Raw genomic sequence first — 19,531 nt, 5'->3', positions numbered from 1 at the left:
TATATTTTATTCATTTAATTAGAAGTTGTTATCTATTTTTTATAAATTAATCCGTACTTTTTTTAACAAGTAGTAATATTTATATATGGTTAACAAGTCATTATAATATAGGTTGTGATATCTATTTTCGATAATCATTTTTTAGTTAATTATGAGGAGTGCTTTTTAGACACCTTCGAATTTGAAAGCGGGGCTGTTATTGAGAATGCCAAAGTTGAGTATTCAACTATCGGAATCCCTAAATATGATGATGAAGGATTCATAACTAATGCAATTGTTTTTTGCCCTTCACTTAAAGGGGACCGTTCTATTTTGAAAAATGCTCACCAATACTTGAAAGAAAATGGTAGTTTTGATAAAAATGAGTTTTTCTTTATCACCATAACTCCTTTGGGAGCTCCAGGATCTTGTTCCCCGTCCTCAACTGGTCTTAAATATAGATTTCCGGAATTCACTTTTAAGGACAGGGTTAACTTTAAAAGGCAGTTCATTTCTGAAAAGTTCAAGATAAATAAAATTTTAGGAATACTTGGAGAGGATTTGGGTGGTTTTGAAACTTACACCTGGGCATGTGAGTATCCAGAGGATATGGAATTTATTTTAGTTTTCGATAGTGCTTTTAAAACTAACGGCATTAGATATGCTATTTCAAAAGGATTAGAAAGCATAATTGATCTGGCTGAAGGTTTTTATGAGGATACTTATAATGTTTCATTATCTAATGCCATTGTTGCTTTAAATAAACTATTATTCACATTTAGTTTTCCAAGAAAAATTATCAGAAACATGTCCAATAAGGAAATGGATGTTTTAATGGATGATTATGTTGATGAAGGGTTATTTATGGATGTCTATGATTTCAAGTATCGTAATGACAGCATTCTCAAATTTGATGTTGAAGATAAATTGTCCAATATTAAGGCAAAAGCATTAATTATCGCTTCAACCAATGCTGATGGATATTTTAACCTTGAATTTGACACATTGCCTTTAGAAGATTTGATTGAAAATTCTAAAATTGTAATTTATGATTCAAATGTGGAAAAATATGATGAATTGGAAGACTATTCAATTATTGGCGATGAAGTCCTTTCATTTTTAGAACAATTCGAATAATAAAAAAAGTTAAAGCTAGTTAAAACTAGCTATTTTGAAACATTAAGCATATGTTCAACTGCTTTTCTAGATTTGTCAGCAACATCCTTTGGCAATGTAACTTCAGGAGCTTCATTGACAAGGGAATCTCTTATTTTTTCTAGTGTATGCAATTTCATTGTATTGCAGATTGCTCCTTCAAGTAAAGGGTATAATTTCTTGCCTGGAACTTCTGAATTGATTCTTGTAATCATGTCAATTTCAGTTCCAATAACAAACTCTTCCTTGTCGCTTTCTGCAATATGCCTTAGCATTCCGCCAGTTGACATTACTACATCACATGCTTTTTGAACTTTAAGATCACATTCTGGGTGGCATATAATCTCTGCGTTAGGGTATTGTTCCCTTTTAAGTTCAACATCTTCAACATGGAATAGTCTGTGAACATAACAATGACCATCTTTTGGAACAGGTATGATTTCCTTATCAACTTTTTCAGCTACGTGGGTTCCCAAGTTTTTATCTGGTCCAAACAATATTTTATCATGAGGTAAGCTTTCTGTAACTTTAACTGCATTGGCTGAAGTACATAAAGTGTCTGCATGCTGTTTTGCTTCAGCAATACTGTTTACATAAAGGATAACTCCTGCATCTGGGTGTTCTTCTTTAGCTTTTAATAGCACATCTTCAGGCAACATATGAGCCATCGGGCATTCCGCTTCTAAAGTTGGAATAACAATCTTTTTGTCAGGATTTAGTATGAATGCAGTTTCAGCCATGAAATCCACACCACAGAATATAACTAAATCTTTGTCATCAATTTCAGAAGCTTTTATACACAATTCTAATGAATCTCCAAGGAAATCAGCAATCTCCTGTACCTCTTTTGGCTGGTAGTTGTGCGCAAGGATTATTGCATTTTTTTCCTCTTTCAATTTTAAAATTTCCTCTTGAAGTGAACTATTCATCGTTTTCACCCATTTCGATTATATATTTTCTAATAACATTTGATATTTTTAATTTATATTCATCTTTAGTATTAAATTCTTTTATCCAAAAGGATACTTTCACTCGATTTTCATTAAATTTAATCTCTTTTGAAAAGACATCCGGTTTTGGATAATCTGCTATTCCATCATATTGGATAATTTTTGGAACGATATTATCTTTAAATTCTTCCACATCAATATCCAATGGCAATCCCACTATCAAATCCACTCTGAACTTTTCAGGAGGCTTAAATAATAGGTATTCATTATTTGTTAAAACGGAATTTGGAACAATATTTTTAACTCCCAAATCATCAACGACAACAGTTGATCTTAAGGAAATCCTTTGTACAATGCCTTTTTTGCCATCGATTTCAATTGTATCGCCTACTTTAATACTTTTACCGATTATTAGGATAATTCCTGAAAATAAGTTTGAGATTATGTCTTGAGCGGCAAAACTTAAAGCTATACCTATAATTCCTATACTTAATAGTGTTCCTAATAGGTCGATTCCAATGAACTGTAAAATGGTAATTAATGCAACAAAATAGATGATATAATTGATTATATCCCTTATGAGATAAATCGCAGTCATGTCCTTTTTGAATCTCTCCATTTTATTCATTAAAAATGCAACAAGTCTTGTTAGTATGGTTGCTGCTAGGATAATGAGTAAAATCTTAATCAATGCTATTGTATTCTCATCTAATGTTGTTAAAAAGTCCATAATATCATCTTAATCTAATTTCCATAAAATCATGAGCTAATCTGGTATTTTCAAAAACTTCCTTAGCCTCTTTTAACATAATTTTATTATGCTCTTCATCATATCTTGTACTGATATGGGTTAAAATTAACTCTTTGCTGTTAGATTGCTTTGCTATATTTGCAGCATCAACTGAAGTGGAATGGAAATGTTCGATAGCATTTTGATAGTCTTCTTTTAAAAATGTGGACTCATGAATAAGGAGTGTGCTGTCTTTTGCAAATTCTATCATCTCTTCACAAGGTATTGTATCTCCGGAATATGTAATTTTGATTCCTTTTCTAGGTTCTCCAAGCACCTGCTCGGGTTTGATTACCCGTCCATCAATTTCAATTTCTTCACCATTGTGAAGGCGTCCAAAGTCAGGACCTACCGGAACGCCAAGTTCAATAGCCTTTTCACGTAAGAATCTTGGTTTTTTAATCTCTTCAAGGGAATATGCTAAATTTGGAACATTATGTTGGACTAATTGGGCTTTGATAACATATTCTTCAGTTTCCACTACTGTTCCAGAGTCAATTTCAATAAATTCAATAGGAAATTCAAATTTGCAGTAGCCTAAGCTAAAAATAGCATCTCTAACTATATTTAGGCCTTCCGGCCCGTAAATTGTCAATTTGTTTTCTCTGCCAAGCAAACCCATTGATTGCAGTAATCCTGGAAGGCCTAAAATATGGTCTCCATGAAAATGGCTGATGAATATTTTGGATATCTTCATAGGGCTTACATTTGTGCGAATCATTTGTTTTTGGGTCGCTTCCCCACAATCGAATAATATAACTTCTCCAAAAGCTTTTAATGCTATTGATGCATGATTTCTTTTTTGTGAGTGGACTGCAGATGAAGTTCCTAAAAATATTAATTCCATAATTCAATCACTTATTTTATTAATTAAAAATAGTATATATTAATAATAAGTTATTAAATTTTAGGTGATTTTTTGGATAAAATTATTGAATATATGCTGGAAGAAGATGAAGGATTTGGAGATATTACTTCAAACGCAGTTGTTGAAGAAGATAAGGAAGTTAATGCATATATTATTTCAAAAGATGAGGGAATTCTGGCAGGTATTGACGTTATTCGGAAGGTTTTCGAAGAGTATGGTGTCAATGTCACATTTTGGTTAAAGGATGGAAGCGAAATTGCTAAAAATGATTTGTTAATGTCCGTTAAAGGCAATGCCAGAACAATTTTGCTTCTTGAGAGAACCGTACTTAATTTATCCATGAGGATGAGCGGTGTTGCAACTGCAGCCAATCATTATGTTAATTTAGTTAAAGATTATGATGTAAAAATCGCAGGGACTCGCAAAACATCTCCAGCAATAGCCAAATTTGATAAATATGCTTTAAATATTGGGGGAGCAGACACCCACCGTTTTAGCTTGGATGACATGGTTTTAATTAAAGACAATCATATTGCAGTTTGCGATTCTCCTTTAGATGCACTCCTAAAGGCAAAGGAAAACACAAGCTTTTCTAAAAAAATAGAAATCGAAGTTGAAAGCTTGGAAGATGCAATCGCCTGTGTTGAAAATAAAGCTGACATCGTCATGCTTGACAACATGAGCGGGAATGAAGTTAAGGAAGTCATTGACGAGCTTAAAAAATTAGATATTCGTCAAAACTCTTTAATTGAAGTATCTGGAGGAATCACCGAAGACAATATCCTGGACTATGTTGAATATGGTGTTGATATTATTTCAATCGGTGCGTTAACCCATTCATCTAGAAGCTTGAATTTCAGCTTGAAAATAGAATAAGGGGGCATTAGAGTCTTAGAGTTAATATTTCTTTTAACTCTTCATCAGTCATTTCGGTAATGAATGTTTCGTCGTTGATTATTGCTTTTCCAGCCAAATCTGTTTTTCTTTTACTTATTGCATCAATTTCCTCTTCAAGAGTTCCTTTTGTAATGAGCCTATAAACCATAACATCTTTATCCTGTCCGATTCTATGAACCCTGTCAGTTGCCTGATTTTCAACTGCAGGATTCCACCACAAATCGTAATGGATCACGTTTCTGGCGGCTGTTAGATTTAAACCTGTACCTCCGGTTTTGAGTGTTGCAACCAGAATTTTATAGTCTTCGTCTTCTTGGAATGTGTCGATAACTTCTGTTTTTTCTTTAAGTGTTTGAGATCCGTGTAAAAATAGCACTTCCTGCTTGAATTTCTTGGAAATCAGTTTTTGGATGATTTTTCCCATTTCAACATATTGGGTAAAGATTATCACTTTTTCATCAACACTCAGAATATTCTCTAAAATATCCGCTAAAAGCTCCATTTTTCCGGATTCCTGAATTTTCGGATTTTTAATGTCTAAAAATTGTGCCGGATGGTTGCATGTTTGCTTCAGTGCAGTCAATATTTTAAGGATAATTCCTTTCCTTTGAATGCCTTTTGAATTTTCAAGGTCAAAGAATATCTCTTCTAAAATTGCATTATACAGCAATATCTGCTTTTTTGTTAGGCTGCAGTAAATGTCATTCACAAATTTCTCAGGCAATTCCTTTTTGATATCATCATCACTTTTAAGTCGTCTTAAAACAAATGGTTTTGCTATTGTTTTTAAGTTTTCCAATACCTCTTCATCTTCCAGTTTTTCTATCGGCACAACATAGTTTCTCTTAAAGTCATCTTTTGTGGATAGGTATCCCTTATTGATGAAATCAAATATTGACCAGTAATCCATTAGCCTGTTTTCAATAGGGGTTCCCGTTAATGCGATTTTGGTTGATGCGTCAATGCTTTTAATCGCCCTTGTCTGTTCGGTATTCGGATTTTTAATGTTTTGAGCTTCATCAATGACGCATAATCTCCAATTCGTATCCATAAACATGTCCAAGTCAAGTCTGACAACTCCATAGGAAGTCAAAATGATGTCATATTCCTCCAGGGGGAATGTTCTGTTGGACCCATGATAGATGTAATATGTCAAATCTGGTGTGAACTTTTTGATTTCATTTTCCCAATTTGATATCAATGTTGGCGGGACAATGATTAGCGTCGGTTCGCTGTCGAATTGATTTTGCTCTTTCAGATAGAGAATTGCACTTAAAATCTGTATTGTCTTTCCAAGACCCATATCATCGGCCAATATGCTTCCGAATTTGAATTTAATATTTTGAACGAGCCATGAGTAACCAATTTTCTGATAAGGCCTCAGCTCACCGGTTAATGATTTTGGAGCATTATAAACTTTTGCTTCGTTAACTAATTTTTTGAATCTTTTGTAATCTTCGGGGGTCTTTAGACTTTTTTTCGAGTTGTTCATTTTTTATTCTCTTATACATTATGTTAGTATATACTTTCGCATTAATGGATAAATATTATTTTTGAAAAGTATTCCATATAAATTTCTAAATTATATTCATTTTTTCAATATTATTTTTCCGGTAATCTGAAAAAAATATCAAAAAACAAAGTTTAATATTATAGTAAAATAATATATATTAAAGATAGAAAATAATTTTATATTTTTTTATGATGGTGATTTAATGGTGAAAATAGCTAAATTGGCTTTGGAAGATGGTACTGTTTTGAAAGGTGAGGCTTTCGGTTATGAAACCACTAAATTAGGAGAACTTGTTTTTTCAACAGGTATGGGTGGTTACACTGAATCTTTAACAGACCCGTCTTTTAAAGGAGAAATTTTAATGTCCACTTACCCGCTCGAAGGAAATCATGGGGTAAGTGAAGAGTGGTATCAATCTGATAAAGTCCAGGTTGAAGGTTTTGTTTGTCGTGAGGTTTGCCGTGAACTTTCTAATTTCGGACCTCAAAAGACATTGGATGAATTTTTAAAAGAATTTGAAACACCTGGAATAAGCGGAATCGACACACGTGATTTGACACTCAAAATTCGTGAAAGAGGTTCACTTAAGGCAGCAATAACTACAGAAGATATTTCTGATGATGAACTGCTTAAGATGGCTCGTGAACAACCAAGTATTGAGGAGATTGATGTTGTTCCTTTGGTATCAACTAAAGAAATTAAAATTTTCAATGAAGATGCCGACAAAAAAGTTGCTTTGATTGACTGTGGTGTTAAAAGAAACATCATTAACTCATTTTTAGAAAGGGATATTGGAGTTATTTTATTCCCATATGATACTGACTATAGAACTATTTTGGATTATTCCCCAAGCGGATTGATGATTACTTCAGGACCGGGAAATCCGGATAGGGTAACCGAAACAATTGAGACCATGAAAAAGTTGTCAAACAGATTGCCGATTTTCGGTATTTGTATGGGTCAACAATTAATTGCAAAATCTTTTGGAGCAAGGTCATATAAAATGAAATTTGGACATAGGGGTGAAAACCAACCAGTTAAAGACTTAAACACAGGTAAAGTGTTTATTACTTCACAAAATCACGGATTCACCATCGATAAAGAGTCTTTAAAGGAAACTGATTTAGTTTTAACTCAAATTAACTTGAATGATGGAACTCCAGAAGGAATTTCACATAAAGAATTACCATTACATTGTATACAGTACCATCCTGAAGCAGGACCAGGTCCAAACGATACAAGAAGTATTTTTGACGAATTTAACCAAATGATGGAAGATTACTAAAAATATGATGGGGATTAAATATGCCAGTTGATAAGGATATTAAAAAAGTATTAATTATTGGTTCTGGACCTATTCAAATTGGACAAGCGGCAGAGTTCGATTATTCAGGATCACAAGCATGCAAATCATTAAGAGAAGAGGGAATTGAAACAGTTCTTGTTAACAGTAATCCTGCAACAATACAAACTGATTTGGGAATGGCAGATACTGTTTATACAGAACCGTTAACTCCTGAAGTTGTTGCAAAAATCATTGAGGAAGAAGACATTGATGCAATTTTGCCTACAATGGGCGGACAAACTGGATTAAATATTGCAACAGGTCTCGGAGACTTAGGATTATTGGAAGGAATTAAAGTCATAGGATCTGATGTTCAAACTATTAAGGATGTAGAAGACCGTGACTTATTTGCAAATCTCATGGAAGAGATCGGTGAGGAAATTCCTAAATGTCAAGCTGTCAATAGCGTAGATGAAGCACTTGAAGCCGTAAAGGATATCGGCTATCCCGTTATTGTAAGGCCGGCATTCACATTAGGTGGAACCGGTGGGGGAATAGCTCACAATGAAGAGGAATTGGTTGAAATTGCAAACCATGGTTTGGATATGAGTTTCATTAACCAAGTTCTAATTGATGAATCCGTTCTCGGATGGAAAGAAATAGAATTTGAAGTAATGAGGGATAAGGAAGACACCTGTATCATTGTATGTACAATGGAAAACATTGATCCAATGGGAATCCATACAGGAGATAGTGTTGTTGTTGCTCCTATTCAATGCTTATGCGATGAAACCATCCAGAAGATGAGGGATGCATCAATTAAAATTATCAGAGCGTTAGGTATTCGCGGTGGATGTAATATTCAGTTTGCTTTAAATCCTGAAAATGATGAATACAAAGTCATTGAAGTAAATCCACGTGTATCAAGAAGTAGTGCACTCGCATCAAAAGCAACAGGTTATCCGATTGCTAAGATTTCTTCAAAAGTGGCTTTAGGATTGACTTTAGATGAAATCAAAAACGACATTACAAAAGAGACTCCTGCTTCTTTTGAACCTGCTATCGATTATGTTGTAATTAAAATCCCAAGATGGCCATTCGATAAATTCAAAGGCGTTAGCCGTCAAGTTGGAGTTCAAATGAAAGCGACAGGAGAAGTAATGGCTATTGGAAGAACATTCGAAGAAGCATTCCAAAAAGCACTCAGATCCTTGGATATGGGCTTCGATGGATTTGAATATGTGGAATGGTCAAAAGAAGACTTGGCAAATCCAACTGATTTAATTTATTTCCAAATCTATTCAGCCATTAAGGATGGAATGGATATTGATGAAATCAGAGAACTTACAAAAATCGATAATTTCTTCTTATATAAAATCAGAAACATCGTTAACTTTGAAAATAATGTTACTGCCGATAAACTAAATGATGAAGCTTATCTAAGAAAAGCAAAACAGTTAGGTTGTTCCAATAAGAGATTGGCCGATTTGTCTGGTCAGACTGAGGAATATATTAGAAACTTGCTTTCAAGATACAACATCAAACAATCCTATAAGATGGTAGATACCTGTGCTGCCGAGTTTGAAGCAAAAACTCCTTATTACTACAGCAGTTATGATGAGGGCAATGAACTTGTTTCAACCAACAAGAAAAAAGTGGTAATTCTTGGTGCAGGACCTATCAGAATTGGTCAGGGTATTGAATTTGATTACTGTTGTGTACACTCCTCTTTAGCATTAAAAGAGGAAGGAATTGAAACCATTTTGATTAACAATAACCCTGAAACCGTAAGTACTGATTACGATATTTCAGACAAATTGTTCTTTGAACCACTTACCTTTGAGGATGTAATGGGTGTAATTGAGCAAGAAAAACCAGATGGTGTCATTGTACAATTTGGTGGTCAAACATCAATCAACTTGGCAGTTCCATTGGCAAATGCAGGTGTTAAAATCTTAGGAACTCCATACGATAGTATTGATAGAGTAGAAGACAGAGAGCTATTCGCAGAACTTTTAGAAAAATTACACATTCATCAAGCACCATATGGAACAGCTAATTCATTTGAAGAAGCAAAAGAAATCGCTGAGAGAATTACATTCCCAGTACTTGTTCGTCCGTCTTATGTTATTGGTGGAAGGGCAATGGAAATCGTTTATGATATGAATGAGCTTGAGGAATATATGAAAGAGGCTGTAAAAGTTTCACCTGATCATCCTATTTTAGTAGATAAATTCTTGGAAGATGCTATTGAGCTTGATGTGGATATCTTATGTGACGGTGAAGATGTATTTATTGCAGGAATTATGGAACACATCGAAGAAGCTGGTGTTCACTCAGGGGATTCCGCTTGTGTAATTCCTCCTCAAACCATTCCGGCACATATCTTAGATACTATCCGTGAAAACTCCACTAAATTAGCATTGGAATTGGATGTTAAAGGTTTGATGAATATTCAGTATGCAGTAAAACTTGATGAAGAGATGGTCTACATTATTGAAGCAAACCCTCGTGCAAGTAGGACTGTTCCGTTTGTAAGTAAAGCTATTGGCGTGCCATTGGCAAAAGTTGCAACTTGGATTATGCAAGGGGCTAAATTAAAAGACTTCGGTTTAACCAAAGAAATTAAAATAGACCATGTTGCTGTAAAAGAATCAGTATTCCCATTCTTGAAACTTCCGGAATCAGATACTGTTTTAGGTCCTGAAATGAAATCTACCGGTGAGAGTATCGGTATTGATGAAAGTTATGGAATGGCATTCTACAAATCACAACTTTCAGCGGGCATGGAATTGCCTAAAGAAGGTAAAATATTCATCAGCGTTAAAAAGGCAGATAGGAAAAAAATCAGACCTATCGCCGAGAAAGCTCATAATTTAGGATTTGACCTTATTGCTACTGACGGTACCGCTAAGGCTACCGGTCTTGATTCAGTTGAAAAAATCTTAAAAGTATCACAAGGTTCTCCTAACATTAAGGATGCTATCTTAAACAATGAAATTGATTTGATTATTAACACTTCTGAAGGTAAACAGTCTGCTAAGGACGGTTACATTATCAGACGTTTGGCTATTGAACTTGGCATACCTTATGTTACCACATTGGCTGGTGCAAGGGCAGTCTTAAATGCTATTCAGGCCGTACAAAATAATGAAATCAATGTAAAATCTTTAAATGAATATGTCGATGGAGAATAACTTTTCTCTATCCTTTTTTTAATTATTTTTATATAAATATTCTTCAATATTAATACCGCATGAAGGACACTCTTTTTCACCAATTTTCAGCCTGCTTTTACATTTAGGACAGAAATTTAATTGAACCTTATAGTTTTTAGTCGGATCGATTTTTATGTTGACTTCGATTCTTTCGGTTATGTGGGTTCTCAAGACGGATTTGTCCCAATGGTTGTCCATCAATAACTTTTTGTAGTAAAACGCTTCTGTCATGGTGTCATAGTTGCCGATTATTTCTTCACCTTTTTGAATATAAAACTTGCGTATCTTATGGTTAAACAGAATTTCACCTTCCCTTTCTCCCTTATTGACCTTAGTTCCTTTAATCCTGCCTTTCGGCCTTTTTTCAGGAAATGGTGGAAGAATCATATTTTCATACTTGTTTTCCAAGTCGCATTCAACAAGCAAGTCATAATCAAAATTACAAAAAAACAGCGCGTCTCTTTCATATAGTGCATCGGATAACTTTCTAAACTCACCATAGTCTTTATTGTTATATTTGACTCTATATACGTCACCAGTCTTTACAATATTCCTGTAGAAGTATCTTATTTCTTGTGAGTTAATAGAAATCACCCTTTTCAAAGTTTAAAAAGAAATGTAATTATCATTTAAAATTGCATTGAAAATGTATGATGATTACAATTTTATATTCTTTTTTCAATTTAATAAATTTAATTAATAATAAATTTTATTAACAAAAAAAATTAGATTTTCCTTTAATGTTTACTATAGCAAATGGGGTTATACTAAAAGGTGAGAATTTAGTTCCCTCTCGTGAAAATATTGTCGTTGATGAAGGCAGAATCATCGAAATTGGAAAAGAATCATCAGAAGGCAAAATAATTGATGTTGATGGTGCAGTAGTTTGTCCGTCTTTTATTAATGCCCATATTCATATTGGGGATTCTATCATTAAGGATGAAGGATATGGTTTGTCTTTAAGTGAAATGGTTAAGCCTCCTAATGGGGTTAAGCATGTTGCTTTATCCAATGCTAGCGATGAGGAGTTGATTGAAGCTATGAAGTCTTCAATGTGGGAAATGGTCGAGTCCGGAACAACTCATTTCATCGATTATCGTGAAGGCGGAATTAAGGGTGTTAAACTTTTAAAAGAGGCTTCAAAAGACATTCCAATCAAACCAATTATTTTAGGTCGTGACGATAGTTTTTATGGTGATGATCCTGATTTGGGTAAAGTAAAAGTTGCTGTACGTAAACTTCTTGAAATTGCAGAGGGTATTGCACCTAGCGGCTTTGGTGAAATTACAATTGATGTTGCCGAAATCATATCAAGAGAGTGTGAAAAGGCAGGTAAGATTTCATCTATTCATGTTGCCGAATCCGAATCCAATCAGATAGAATCATTAAATAATTATGGATTGAGCGAAATTGAAAAAGGTGTAAAGACTAACTTTTCCCAATTGGTTCATCTTACAAATCCTAAAAATAATGATTTGGAATTGGTAAGCCAGTCTAATCAAAGCACTGTTGTCTGTCCACGTGCGAATGCCACTTTAAATGTCGGTGTCGCACCGTTGAATAAAATGCTCGAGTTAGGTTTAAAGCCGTTAATCGGAACTGATAATGTAATGCTTAATTCGCCAAATATGTTTCGTGAATTGGAATTCAGCTTAAAGCTAATGTCAATTTATCATAATGATTATTTAAACCCTATTGACTTATTGAAAATGGCAACAACTAATGTTTGTGGATTTAAAATTAATGATATTATTCAAAAATCCATGATAATGGAAGGTAATTTTGCCGAGTTTATTGTGTGCAATTCTTTTTCTAAAAATCCTTACTTAAATATAATAAATCGGTGTGAATCGAAAAATATATTATATACCATTAATAAAAAATTTAGCATATAATATCATGGATATAAATCTACATATTAATGGGAGATGTTAATGATGTATAAGAAAATATTGGTCCCGACTGATGGATCAGATTTTGCAAAAAAAGCCCAAACGCAGGCTTTATTTTTAGCAAAAGTCAGTGGGGCTGAAATTGTGGCTTTGAGCGTCACAGAAAATAATTTTGTTAACGGACTTCCATTAGATGATGAAGTATACCAGTTGAATCAAATTCTAAAAGAGCAATCAGAAGAAAATCTTATGGAATTTGATAAATTGAATGAAGATGATTTAAAAATTACCCATGTGATTAGAGAAGGCTCACCGGCTAAGGCTATTTTAGAGGTGGCAAAAGAAGAAGAGATTGATTTGATAGTAATGGGTAGTTCTGGTAAATCCGGCTTCGATAGATTTATTATGGGTAGTGTGGCTGATAAAGTTGTAAACTCAGCTAAATGCGCAGTACTCGTAGTTCATTAATCTTACCATTTTATTATTGTATTTTTGTAAAAAAGGTGTTTATATGTTAGTTAAAAGAACAATGTCTAAAAATGTAGTATGTGTTTCCGTTCCTGGAAATAGAGATAAAGTTTTAGACTTAATGAGAAAAGAGAAAAAAGCAGTATTACCAGTTGTTAAAGAAGATACTGACATTTTAGTAGGACTAGTAACTCGTTCTGATTTAATTAATAATCCTGATGAAGAACAAATTGCAATGTTAATGACTAGAGATTTAATCACTGTAAATCCTGGTGATGATGTAGTTGTTGCAGCTCGTAAAATGATTGAAAATGATGTAAGAAGAGTTCCTGTAGTCAATGAAGACGGGGAATTAGTGGGTATCATTACATCTTTTGATTTAGTATCTAAAGCTTTAACTAAAATTGAAGTTAATGACGTAGTTGAAAATTATATGATTACTACTGTTCCAACCACTTGGGAAAGCGCTCCTTTAAATGTTGCTTTTGAAAGTATGAAACAGTTTGGTTTGAAATCTATTTTAGCATTGGATGATGATGCAAAATTGTCCGGTATTTTAACCGAAACAGATTTCATCGCCGAATCAGAAATCATCTCTGAAAGAAGCGAACACAGTTCTACTGTTGGTACTGAAGGAGACAAATGGTCCTGGGATAGTACTTCCGTATTATACATTGAGAAAAACCACTTAAAATTCACTGATAAAGTAGTGAAAGACGTTGCTGTTGGTAATGTTGAAGTTGCTAACTCAAAAACTAAAGTTTCAGACTGCGCTAAAAAAATGAAAACCTTAAACATCGAACAAATTCCTGTTATTGGTGTTGAAGGAGATTTAGTCGGTCTTGTAAGAGCTAGTGATTTAATTAAAGCATTAATCACAGAAGAATAGTGGTATAATGGCCGTTAGTCCAGTTTTGGTAATTAAACTAGTTAAAGATAGTGCTTTAAGTGTTCGTGCAAGATTATATGATGATTTTGCAGAACACGAAATTGTTTTAAACTCTGTTCTTACTTATTGGTGGGCTAATAATATGCCACCGGCTACTAAATTTCTAGAACTTTTCGATTCAGTTATCAAAAGGACTGTTAATGAAATAATGCCTCATAAGACTTTAAATCTTAAATATGATGTTAAAGCCAATGAAACTTTGGATAAAGCTTCAGAAATTGAGGTGAATTTAATTTCAGTTTCAGCTGATGGTGTTGGTTTTAAAATTGAGAATGGTTCATTTTCTTTAAGCGGCATCCGCAAGGTTGAGCCAGATTTTGAAAGCAAGGAATTTTCAACCACCTATGATCATAGTATTGAAACTCCAGATATCATTTTAAAAAAATATGAAGAAATGAAAAAGTGAGTTTTAATATTCACATCTTTTTTTATTTAATAATTTTTCTATATTTTACTTAGATTATAACTTCAATTATTTTAAATTAACGTTCCATAAAACAATAGTTTTCCATATGTTATCTTATTTTAATTGATTAATGTTTCATTTAAATTAATCAATACCAATAATATTAATGCTATTGTCAATGGTACGATATATCAACTTCTAAAATAAAATAAGTTTTAAAGATTTATTGGGAAATATTTTTTATTTGTGCGAGCAGTTCCTTCGCATCTTCTTTTTTAATGTCTGGGGAAGTGCGAATAAAATCAATCAGTTTTCCTTTGGTTTCGCTATCAAGACTGGACTGTGATAATGTTTGTGCATAATTTCTTTTTGGATAAAAGGTTTTTTTGGCAATGGATAATAATTCGTCTTTTTCTTCATTAGTGATAATATTTTCTGCTACTGCATTAGTAAAAACATATTTCATGTTAATCAGTGGCTCTGAAAGAGGTTCTAATGTTTCAGAATCAAGCATTACAGCCACATCATCATCTGAATCAACTTCACTGCTGGCATATTGCTCATATACATAGCCAATTCCAGTCATTCCTAATGTATCAAGCTCTGATGCCCTAAGGGCACCCATACTTGAAGCTCCAAAAACCTGAATGCCGCTTTTCATTACATTAAGTATTTCCTTATGCCCAACAGCGGAGCTTTGATGAAACACCCCGTCAATTATTCCAATGATGTCTGGGTGTTCCTTTAGCGCCTGACTCAAATCCCCTCTTTGAATAGGCCTTTTATAGATTACTTCTACATTTTCAGAACTATCCAATATTTCTTTTGCTTCATCAAAAGGAATTGACAAGCCAGCATAAATTATAACTTTAACCATAAAAATCAGACTTTTAAGAATCTATAACCTGCTCTTGAAGGGTCAAGTGCATAAAGTTCCATTTCAGGTATGACTACACGTACAACGCTAACATCAAGTTCAGGCCTTGTCAAATCAACATATAATATTTTTTCAATATCATTTGCTATTAATTCATCCTTGACAATTTCGATGTCTTTTGTTATTGAAGATGTGCTTTTATTTTCAATATCGATTAATTTGATTTTTTCATCTTCTTCTCTGAAATAATATTTGTTGATTCTTTTCATTCGCTCATATCCAGCTTCTCTTGCAAAATCAGCCCTTACAGTATCTTCACGAGCACCATTAATTTGTGTTGCTCTACTTTGGGCCACTTCGGTAAGTGCCCTTAGGATTGCAACTTCAGGATCTAGATGTGTGCCCATTCCGAGTGTTAGAAGGCCAGCATCCTTTGTAACCGTATCATCGGCGGAAGCAGCTATTGTTGGAATGTTAATATCCGCAGTAAAATCCATCAATTTGATTTTAATTCCTTCACTTTCGAATTTTTCAACAGTATCATTAACAAGTTCGCTTTCAATGCTATCCAAATCAATCTGGGCATAGTTTTTGTGAGTCAGCTCAAAAATGCTCCATGCATCCCTTTCAATGACTTCAAGCATCCCATGCAATATTGCTTCTTCCAGGATATTTCCAGAAGCAAGACCATTAGTATTTGATTTGAATAATCCTTGAACACTGTTATCATGAATATAAGGGTGGAAAACTGCATTGGTCGGAATATAAAAATCGTCTCCAGAAATAATGTCCTTTGCAAGGCTCCATTCGAGCTGCATTAATTCGAGATTTTCTTTTTTGAAATCTTTTGGCAAATTCAAAGAAACAGGGTCGATAAAATTTCCTTCTTTAGATATTTCATCTAAACTGGCAATCACTACTTCATCAACGTCTTGCTTTTCAGCAGAATATCTTTCAAAACCTTCCATCATTGCTGATGCTTTTGCATGGTCTTTAGAAATGCCTTTACCCCCATAAATACTGATGGCACCCTCTTCGGCAGTTGGCCTAATGGCGGTATAGATTGGAAGCCCAATCCTATCTAAATCAGTAATGTCTGCAATACGGGTTATTCCAGCTATCTTCAACTTGTCTTCGTTAATTTCAATAGTTTTTTTAGGAGCAATTACCCTGTGTGTTCCTTCAAAATATGTTATTTCTTCACTCATGTTATAATCCTAAAATCATTCTAACTAAACTTTCAACACCTATTGTCATGGATAATGCAGTAAGCACACCCGCAACAGCTATTGTAACAATCCAAATTCCGAAATTCCAAGTTAGCACTTTTGATCCATCCAAGTTTCCAATAGGTATCAAATTAAACACTGCTAAAAAGCTGTTAATTGAATAACCTAAGGAACAGATTATAAATATTAATGCTGCAGTTTCTGAATTAAATGCAGAAGGATAAATCATTGTTGCAACTGCCAAAAAGATTAATGCAAGAACTATATTGACAATCGGACCTGCAATGGATATTTTTCCATTAATTTCATCAGTTATGTAATTTGCATAGGTGTAAACGGCACCAGGTGCTGCAAATACAAATCCGAAAAATGATGAAATAAGCGCAAATATCAATCCTTGAGGCCATAATTTAAATTCCGCCCAGTAGCCATATTTCATTGATACGAATTTGTGTCCAAGCTCATGTAAGATAAAACCAAGCCCTACACCAACCATAACAATTGGCAACATGGTAATGATGCCTGATGCATCTCTTCCAGCATATAATATTGCAAAACAAAGTGAAATAACGAAAAATGCAATTATTAAATCTCTTACTTCACTACTTGTAAATTTAAACATGATTTTAAAATATCTAATTTTATATATAAAGTTTTTTCTAAATATTAACTATGAAATCACATATCGGCAATATTTTAAATGATTTAGAAAAAGACAATGTTCAAGCTTATTTACTTACACAGTTTACAAATGTTGAATATATTTCAAATTATAAGCCGACTAGCTTTGCTTTTTGCATCATTAAGGAAAATCCAATTATCTATGCCTCTGGAATGGATATGGAACTGGCTAGAAAGGATTCAACAATTGAAGTTAAAGAATATGAATCATATGCTGCGATGATTGATGAGTTAAAAAAAGAAGGAATCAAAAGCCTTGCAATTGAGCCAAGCTTGCCGTTCAGCACCTATTCTAAATTCAGGGATGATTTTGAAATCTCATCAAAGACATACATCGACAAGCAAAGGATGATTAAAACTCCTCTGGAGATTGAAAAAATAGAAAAAGCAACAGAAATCGCTCAAAAATCCTTTTTGGAATTGGATATATTGAACAATAGGAACACAGAAAAGGAAATAGCCTTTGATCTTGTTCGTTTTATGATTGGAAATGGTGCAGACAAGGAGTCCTTTGACACAATCGTAACAAGCGGTGCCGATTCAAGCCTTCCCCATGCAATACCTCAAGCCAAAAGATTGGAAGAGCCTATTTTAATTGATTGGGGAGCACTCTTTGAAGGTTATTGTTCCGATAATACCCGTACAATGGTTTACAGTGAACACCAGCAGGAAATCTGGGATATCGTGGCTGAAGCGCATGACAAGGCTATTAAAGCCATTAAGCCAGGTCTCAAATGTTGTGAAATCGATAAGGTTGCCAGGGATATCATTTCCGATTATGGATATGGGGATAGGTTCATTCACTCAACAGGCCATAGTTTAGGTTTGGACATTCATGAAACTCCAGGTTTTTCCCTTCGTGACGATACAATCATTGAAAAGGGTATGGTCATAACAGTCGAGCCGGGAATATACTTGGAAGGCGAATTTGGAGTTCGCCTGGAAGATACAGTTTCAATATCCAAAAGGGCTAATGTCATTGGTAATCTGCCCTTAAATATTGATTAATGGGAATGCTCATTTTTTGAAACATAGAAAACCCAATCATGTCTTCACATGGTGCTGTACAAGGCGTTGAACCTAAGATATCAGGCGGTTTAAGAATAATCATTGTACTGATATGGTTAACTATTGGAACTAAAATTAATCTTGTTTTAACATTGTAAAATTGCTTTACAAAACAACCAACACTTTATATTCTTTAAAACGTAATATTATTTTATGAAACTTAAAATAATCAATTATTTAGCAGTATTTTTAGACAATATTGTTTCTGAAAAGTATTTATCAAAGTTCCAGGAATTTTTGCTTAGCGGAGCCATTTTCACTGAAGCAAGCAAAGTTCTAGCTATTTTAATAATATTCATTTTAGCCAGTGAATTTGCTTTAACATTAGCATTAACATTTTTAGGCCTGCCCTTGTCAGTGTTAATATTGCCATTTTTTGCCATTCCATGTCTTTTCACATATGTTGTCATTGTACAGGAAAGACGAGCACAGGAAATTGAAAAATCGGCACCCGACTTCTTAAGACAGCTTTCAAGCATGCTTCAGGTAGGATTAAGCTTTGAAAACGCAATGGAGGACATGTCACAGTACGGTCAAGGGCCGCTCTACGACGAAATGCGCAGAACAATAATAGAAATTCGTATGGGTCGCAATTTCGATGATGCATGGCGCGCAATGAGCAAAAGACTAAAATCAAAGGAATTGGAAAGGGTTTTTGCCATCATTTTGGATGGCCGTAAAAGCGGATCCAGCATATCGAATGTAATCAATGATATTTCAGACGATTTAAGGGATTTGCTTGCACTTAAACGGGAGCGTAAATCAGCCGTCATGATGTCAGTCATGTTTTTGTTGATTTCAGCCATTGTAGCGACTCCATTTGCAATAGGTATGGTGAGCGTTTATTCTAATTTCATGCAAAGTTATGGAATGGAATCGGAACTGATTTTAACGGCTCCAATCGCAGGCGAGATTTATTTGATTATTCACTCAGTTTTAGTAGGTTTTATAATTAGCATAATAATGTATGGTGAAATCAAAAAGGGAATCAAGTTTTCACTGCCTTTGGCGGCGGCATCATTTGGAATATTCTATTTCATTTCAACCTTTGGTGCAAACTTGCTTATGGGGGGATTTTAATGGATGATAGTGGACAGGCATCAGCTGAATTCATGCTGCTATTTGGCGGAATTATTGTTGTGGTTTTACTTGCTATTTATATGTATAATGACTATATGGATGATTTGAGCGGTGAAATTACATCGAAAGAGGTTAATGAGTTTAACAATCAGCTAATGCATCTAAAAAGCTATTTCAAATAACGCTTCATAATATCATATTAAATTTAAATAATTTTTAGTTTAAA

19 protein-coding genes are annotated in these 19,531 nt (G+C 34.0%); 11 read left to right on the top strand and 8 right to left on the bottom strand.

Annotation, left to right across the window (positions count from 1 at the left end):
- Positions 1-114: 114 nt before the first annotated feature.
- Positions 115-1,116: a hypothetical protein gene (locus ACJROP_RS11615; protein WP_406535627.1), complete on the top strand. Its 1,002-nt coding sequence runs from the start codon at positions 115-117 to the stop codon at positions 1,114-1,116.
- Positions 1,117-1,145: 29 nt separating this feature from the next.
- Here the strand turns inward: ACJROP_RS11615 and nadA are convergent, their stop codons facing one another.
- Genes nadA through rnz form a run of 3 tightly spaced genes read right to left on the bottom strand, consistent with a single transcriptional unit; the run spans position 1,146 to position 3,721 of the window.
- Positions 1,146-2,063 carry a quinolinate synthase NadA gene (nadA, locus tag ACJROP_RS11610; protein ID WP_406535626.1) on the bottom strand — a complete coding sequence of 306 codons (918 nt, stop codon included), beginning with the start codon at positions 2,061-2,063 and terminating at the stop codon, positions 1,146-1,148.
- A complete protein-coding gene (locus ACJROP_RS11605) occupies positions 2,056-2,814 on the bottom strand; it encodes a mechanosensitive ion channel family protein (RefSeq protein ID WP_406535625.1) in 759 nt (252 codons plus the stop codon). Before ACJROP_RS11605 ends, nadA begins: the two co-directional genes overlap by 8 nt.
- A gap of 4 nt (positions 2,815-2,818) precedes the next feature.
- Positions 2,819-3,721: a ribonuclease Z gene (rnz, locus tag ACJROP_RS11600; RefSeq protein ID WP_406535624.1), complete on the bottom strand. Its 903-nt coding sequence runs from the start codon at positions 3,719-3,721 to the stop codon at positions 2,819-2,821.
- 72 nt (positions 3,722-3,793) lie between these two features.
- Between rnz and nadC the strand changes: the two genes are divergently transcribed.
- Positions 3,794-4,618: a carboxylating nicotinate-nucleotide diphosphorylase gene (gene nadC, locus ACJROP_RS11595; protein WP_406535623.1), complete on the top strand. Its 825-nt coding sequence runs from the start codon at positions 3,794-3,796 to the stop codon at positions 4,616-4,618.
- 7 nt (positions 4,619-4,625) lie between these two features.
- Here nadC and ACJROP_RS11590 read toward each other — a convergent pair whose 3' ends face one another.
- Complete coding sequence (locus ACJROP_RS11590) at positions 4,626-6,131, bottom strand: DEAD/DEAH box helicase (protein WP_406535622.1); 1,506 nt, start codon at positions 6,129-6,131, stop codon at positions 4,626-4,628.
- 223 nt (positions 6,132-6,354) lie between these two features.
- Here ACJROP_RS11590 and carA point away from each other — a divergent pair, with 223 nt between their 5' ends.
- Both carA and carB read left to right on the top strand, forming a co-directional pair.
- On the top strand, positions 6,355-7,437 hold the full coding sequence (carA, locus tag ACJROP_RS11585) for a glutamine-hydrolyzing carbamoyl-phosphate synthase small subunit (RefSeq protein ID WP_406535621.1): 1,083 nt from the start codon (positions 6,355-6,357) through the stop codon (positions 7,435-7,437).
- Between the two features lie 20 nt (positions 7,438-7,457).
- Entirely contained in the window at positions 7,458-10,634 is a 3,177-nt protein-coding gene (gene carB, locus ACJROP_RS11580; protein ID WP_406535620.1) for a carbamoyl-phosphate synthase large subunit, read from the top strand.
- An 18-nt stretch (positions 10,635-10,652) separates the two neighbouring features.
- On the opposite strand, the gene ACJROP_RS11575 is transcribed toward carB, so the two are convergent.
- Entirely contained in the window at positions 10,653-11,249 is a 597-nt protein-coding gene (locus tag ACJROP_RS11575) for a zinc ribbon domain-containing protein (RefSeq protein WP_406535629.1), read from the bottom strand.
- Between the two features lie 146 nt (positions 11,250-11,395).
- Here ACJROP_RS11575 and ACJROP_RS11570 point away from each other — a divergent pair, with 146 nt between their 5' ends.
- The 4 genes from ACJROP_RS11570 to ACJROP_RS11555 are packed head-to-tail and all read left to right on the top strand — an operon-like array spanning position 11,396 to position 14,370.
- A complete protein-coding gene (locus tag ACJROP_RS11570) occupies positions 11,396-12,550 on the top strand; it encodes an amidohydrolase family protein (RefSeq protein ID WP_406535619.1) in 1,155 nt (384 codons plus the stop codon).
- Between the two features lie 42 nt (positions 12,551-12,592).
- Positions 12,593-13,015, top strand: a complete 423-nt coding sequence (locus ACJROP_RS11565) for a universal stress protein (RefSeq protein ID WP_406535628.1) — start codon at positions 12,593-12,595, stop codon at positions 13,013-13,015.
- 43 nt (positions 13,016-13,058) lie between these two features.
- Positions 13,059-13,904 carry a CBS domain-containing protein gene (locus ACJROP_RS11560; protein ID WP_406535618.1) on the top strand — a complete coding sequence of 282 codons (846 nt, stop codon included), beginning with the start codon at positions 13,059-13,061 and terminating at the stop codon, positions 13,902-13,904.
- A 7-nt stretch (positions 13,905-13,911) separates the two neighbouring features.
- Positions 13,912-14,370, top strand: a complete 459-nt coding sequence (locus ACJROP_RS11555; protein WP_406535617.1) for a hypothetical protein — start codon at positions 13,912-13,914, stop codon at positions 14,368-14,370.
- A gap of 223 nt (positions 14,371-14,593) precedes the next feature.
- On the opposite strand, the gene ACJROP_RS11550 is transcribed toward ACJROP_RS11555, so the two are convergent.
- The 3 genes from ACJROP_RS11550 to ACJROP_RS11540 are packed head-to-tail and all read right to left on the bottom strand — an operon-like array spanning position 14,594 to position 17,098.
- Positions 14,594-15,247 (bottom strand): TfuA-related McrA-glycine thioamidation protein, encoded by a 654-nt coding sequence (locus tag ACJROP_RS11550; protein WP_406535616.1) that lies wholly within the window; start codon positions 15,245-15,247, stop codon positions 14,594-14,596.
- Positions 15,248-15,252: 5 nt separating this feature from the next.
- Positions 15,253-16,455, bottom strand: coding sequence for a YcaO-related McrA-glycine thioamidation protein (locus ACJROP_RS11545; protein ID WP_406535615.1), 1,203 nt, complete (start codon positions 16,453-16,455; stop codon positions 15,253-15,255).
- Between the two features lies 1 nt (position 16,456).
- Positions 16,457-17,098 carry a site-2 protease family protein gene (locus ACJROP_RS11540; RefSeq protein ID WP_406535614.1) on the bottom strand — a complete coding sequence of 214 codons (642 nt, stop codon included), beginning with the start codon at positions 17,096-17,098 and terminating at the stop codon, positions 16,457-16,459.
- Positions 17,099-17,148: 50 nt separating this feature from the next.
- Between ACJROP_RS11540 and ACJROP_RS11535 the strand changes: the two genes are divergently transcribed.
- The 3 genes from ACJROP_RS11535 (at position 17,149) to ACJROP_RS11525 (ending at position 19,487) form a co-directional block, all read left to right on the top strand.
- Positions 17,149-18,165 carry a M24 family metallopeptidase gene (locus ACJROP_RS11535; protein ID WP_406535613.1) on the top strand — a complete coding sequence of 339 codons (1,017 nt, stop codon included), beginning with the start codon at positions 17,149-17,151 and terminating at the stop codon, positions 18,163-18,165.
- A 213-nt stretch (positions 18,166-18,378) separates the two neighbouring features.
- A complete protein-coding gene (locus tag ACJROP_RS11530; RefSeq protein ID WP_406535612.1) occupies positions 18,379-19,305 on the top strand; it encodes a type II secretion system F family protein in 927 nt (308 codons plus the stop codon).
- Positions 19,305-19,487, top strand: a complete 183-nt coding sequence (locus ACJROP_RS11525) for a class III signal peptide-containing protein (RefSeq protein WP_406535611.1) — start codon at positions 19,305-19,307, stop codon at positions 19,485-19,487. The genes ACJROP_RS11530 and ACJROP_RS11525 overlap by 1 nt, the downstream gene beginning before the upstream one ends.
- The last annotated feature ends 44 nt before the right edge of the window (positions 19,488-19,531 follow it).

It is taken from the genome of Methanobrevibacter sp. (assembly GCF_045220775.1).
Classification (GTDB): Archaea; Methanobacteriota; Methanobacteria; order Methanobacteriales; family Methanobacteriaceae; genus Methanocatella.
Note: the sequence above shows the minus strand (reverse complement) of the source record. Positions and strands in the feature narration are given on the sequence as shown.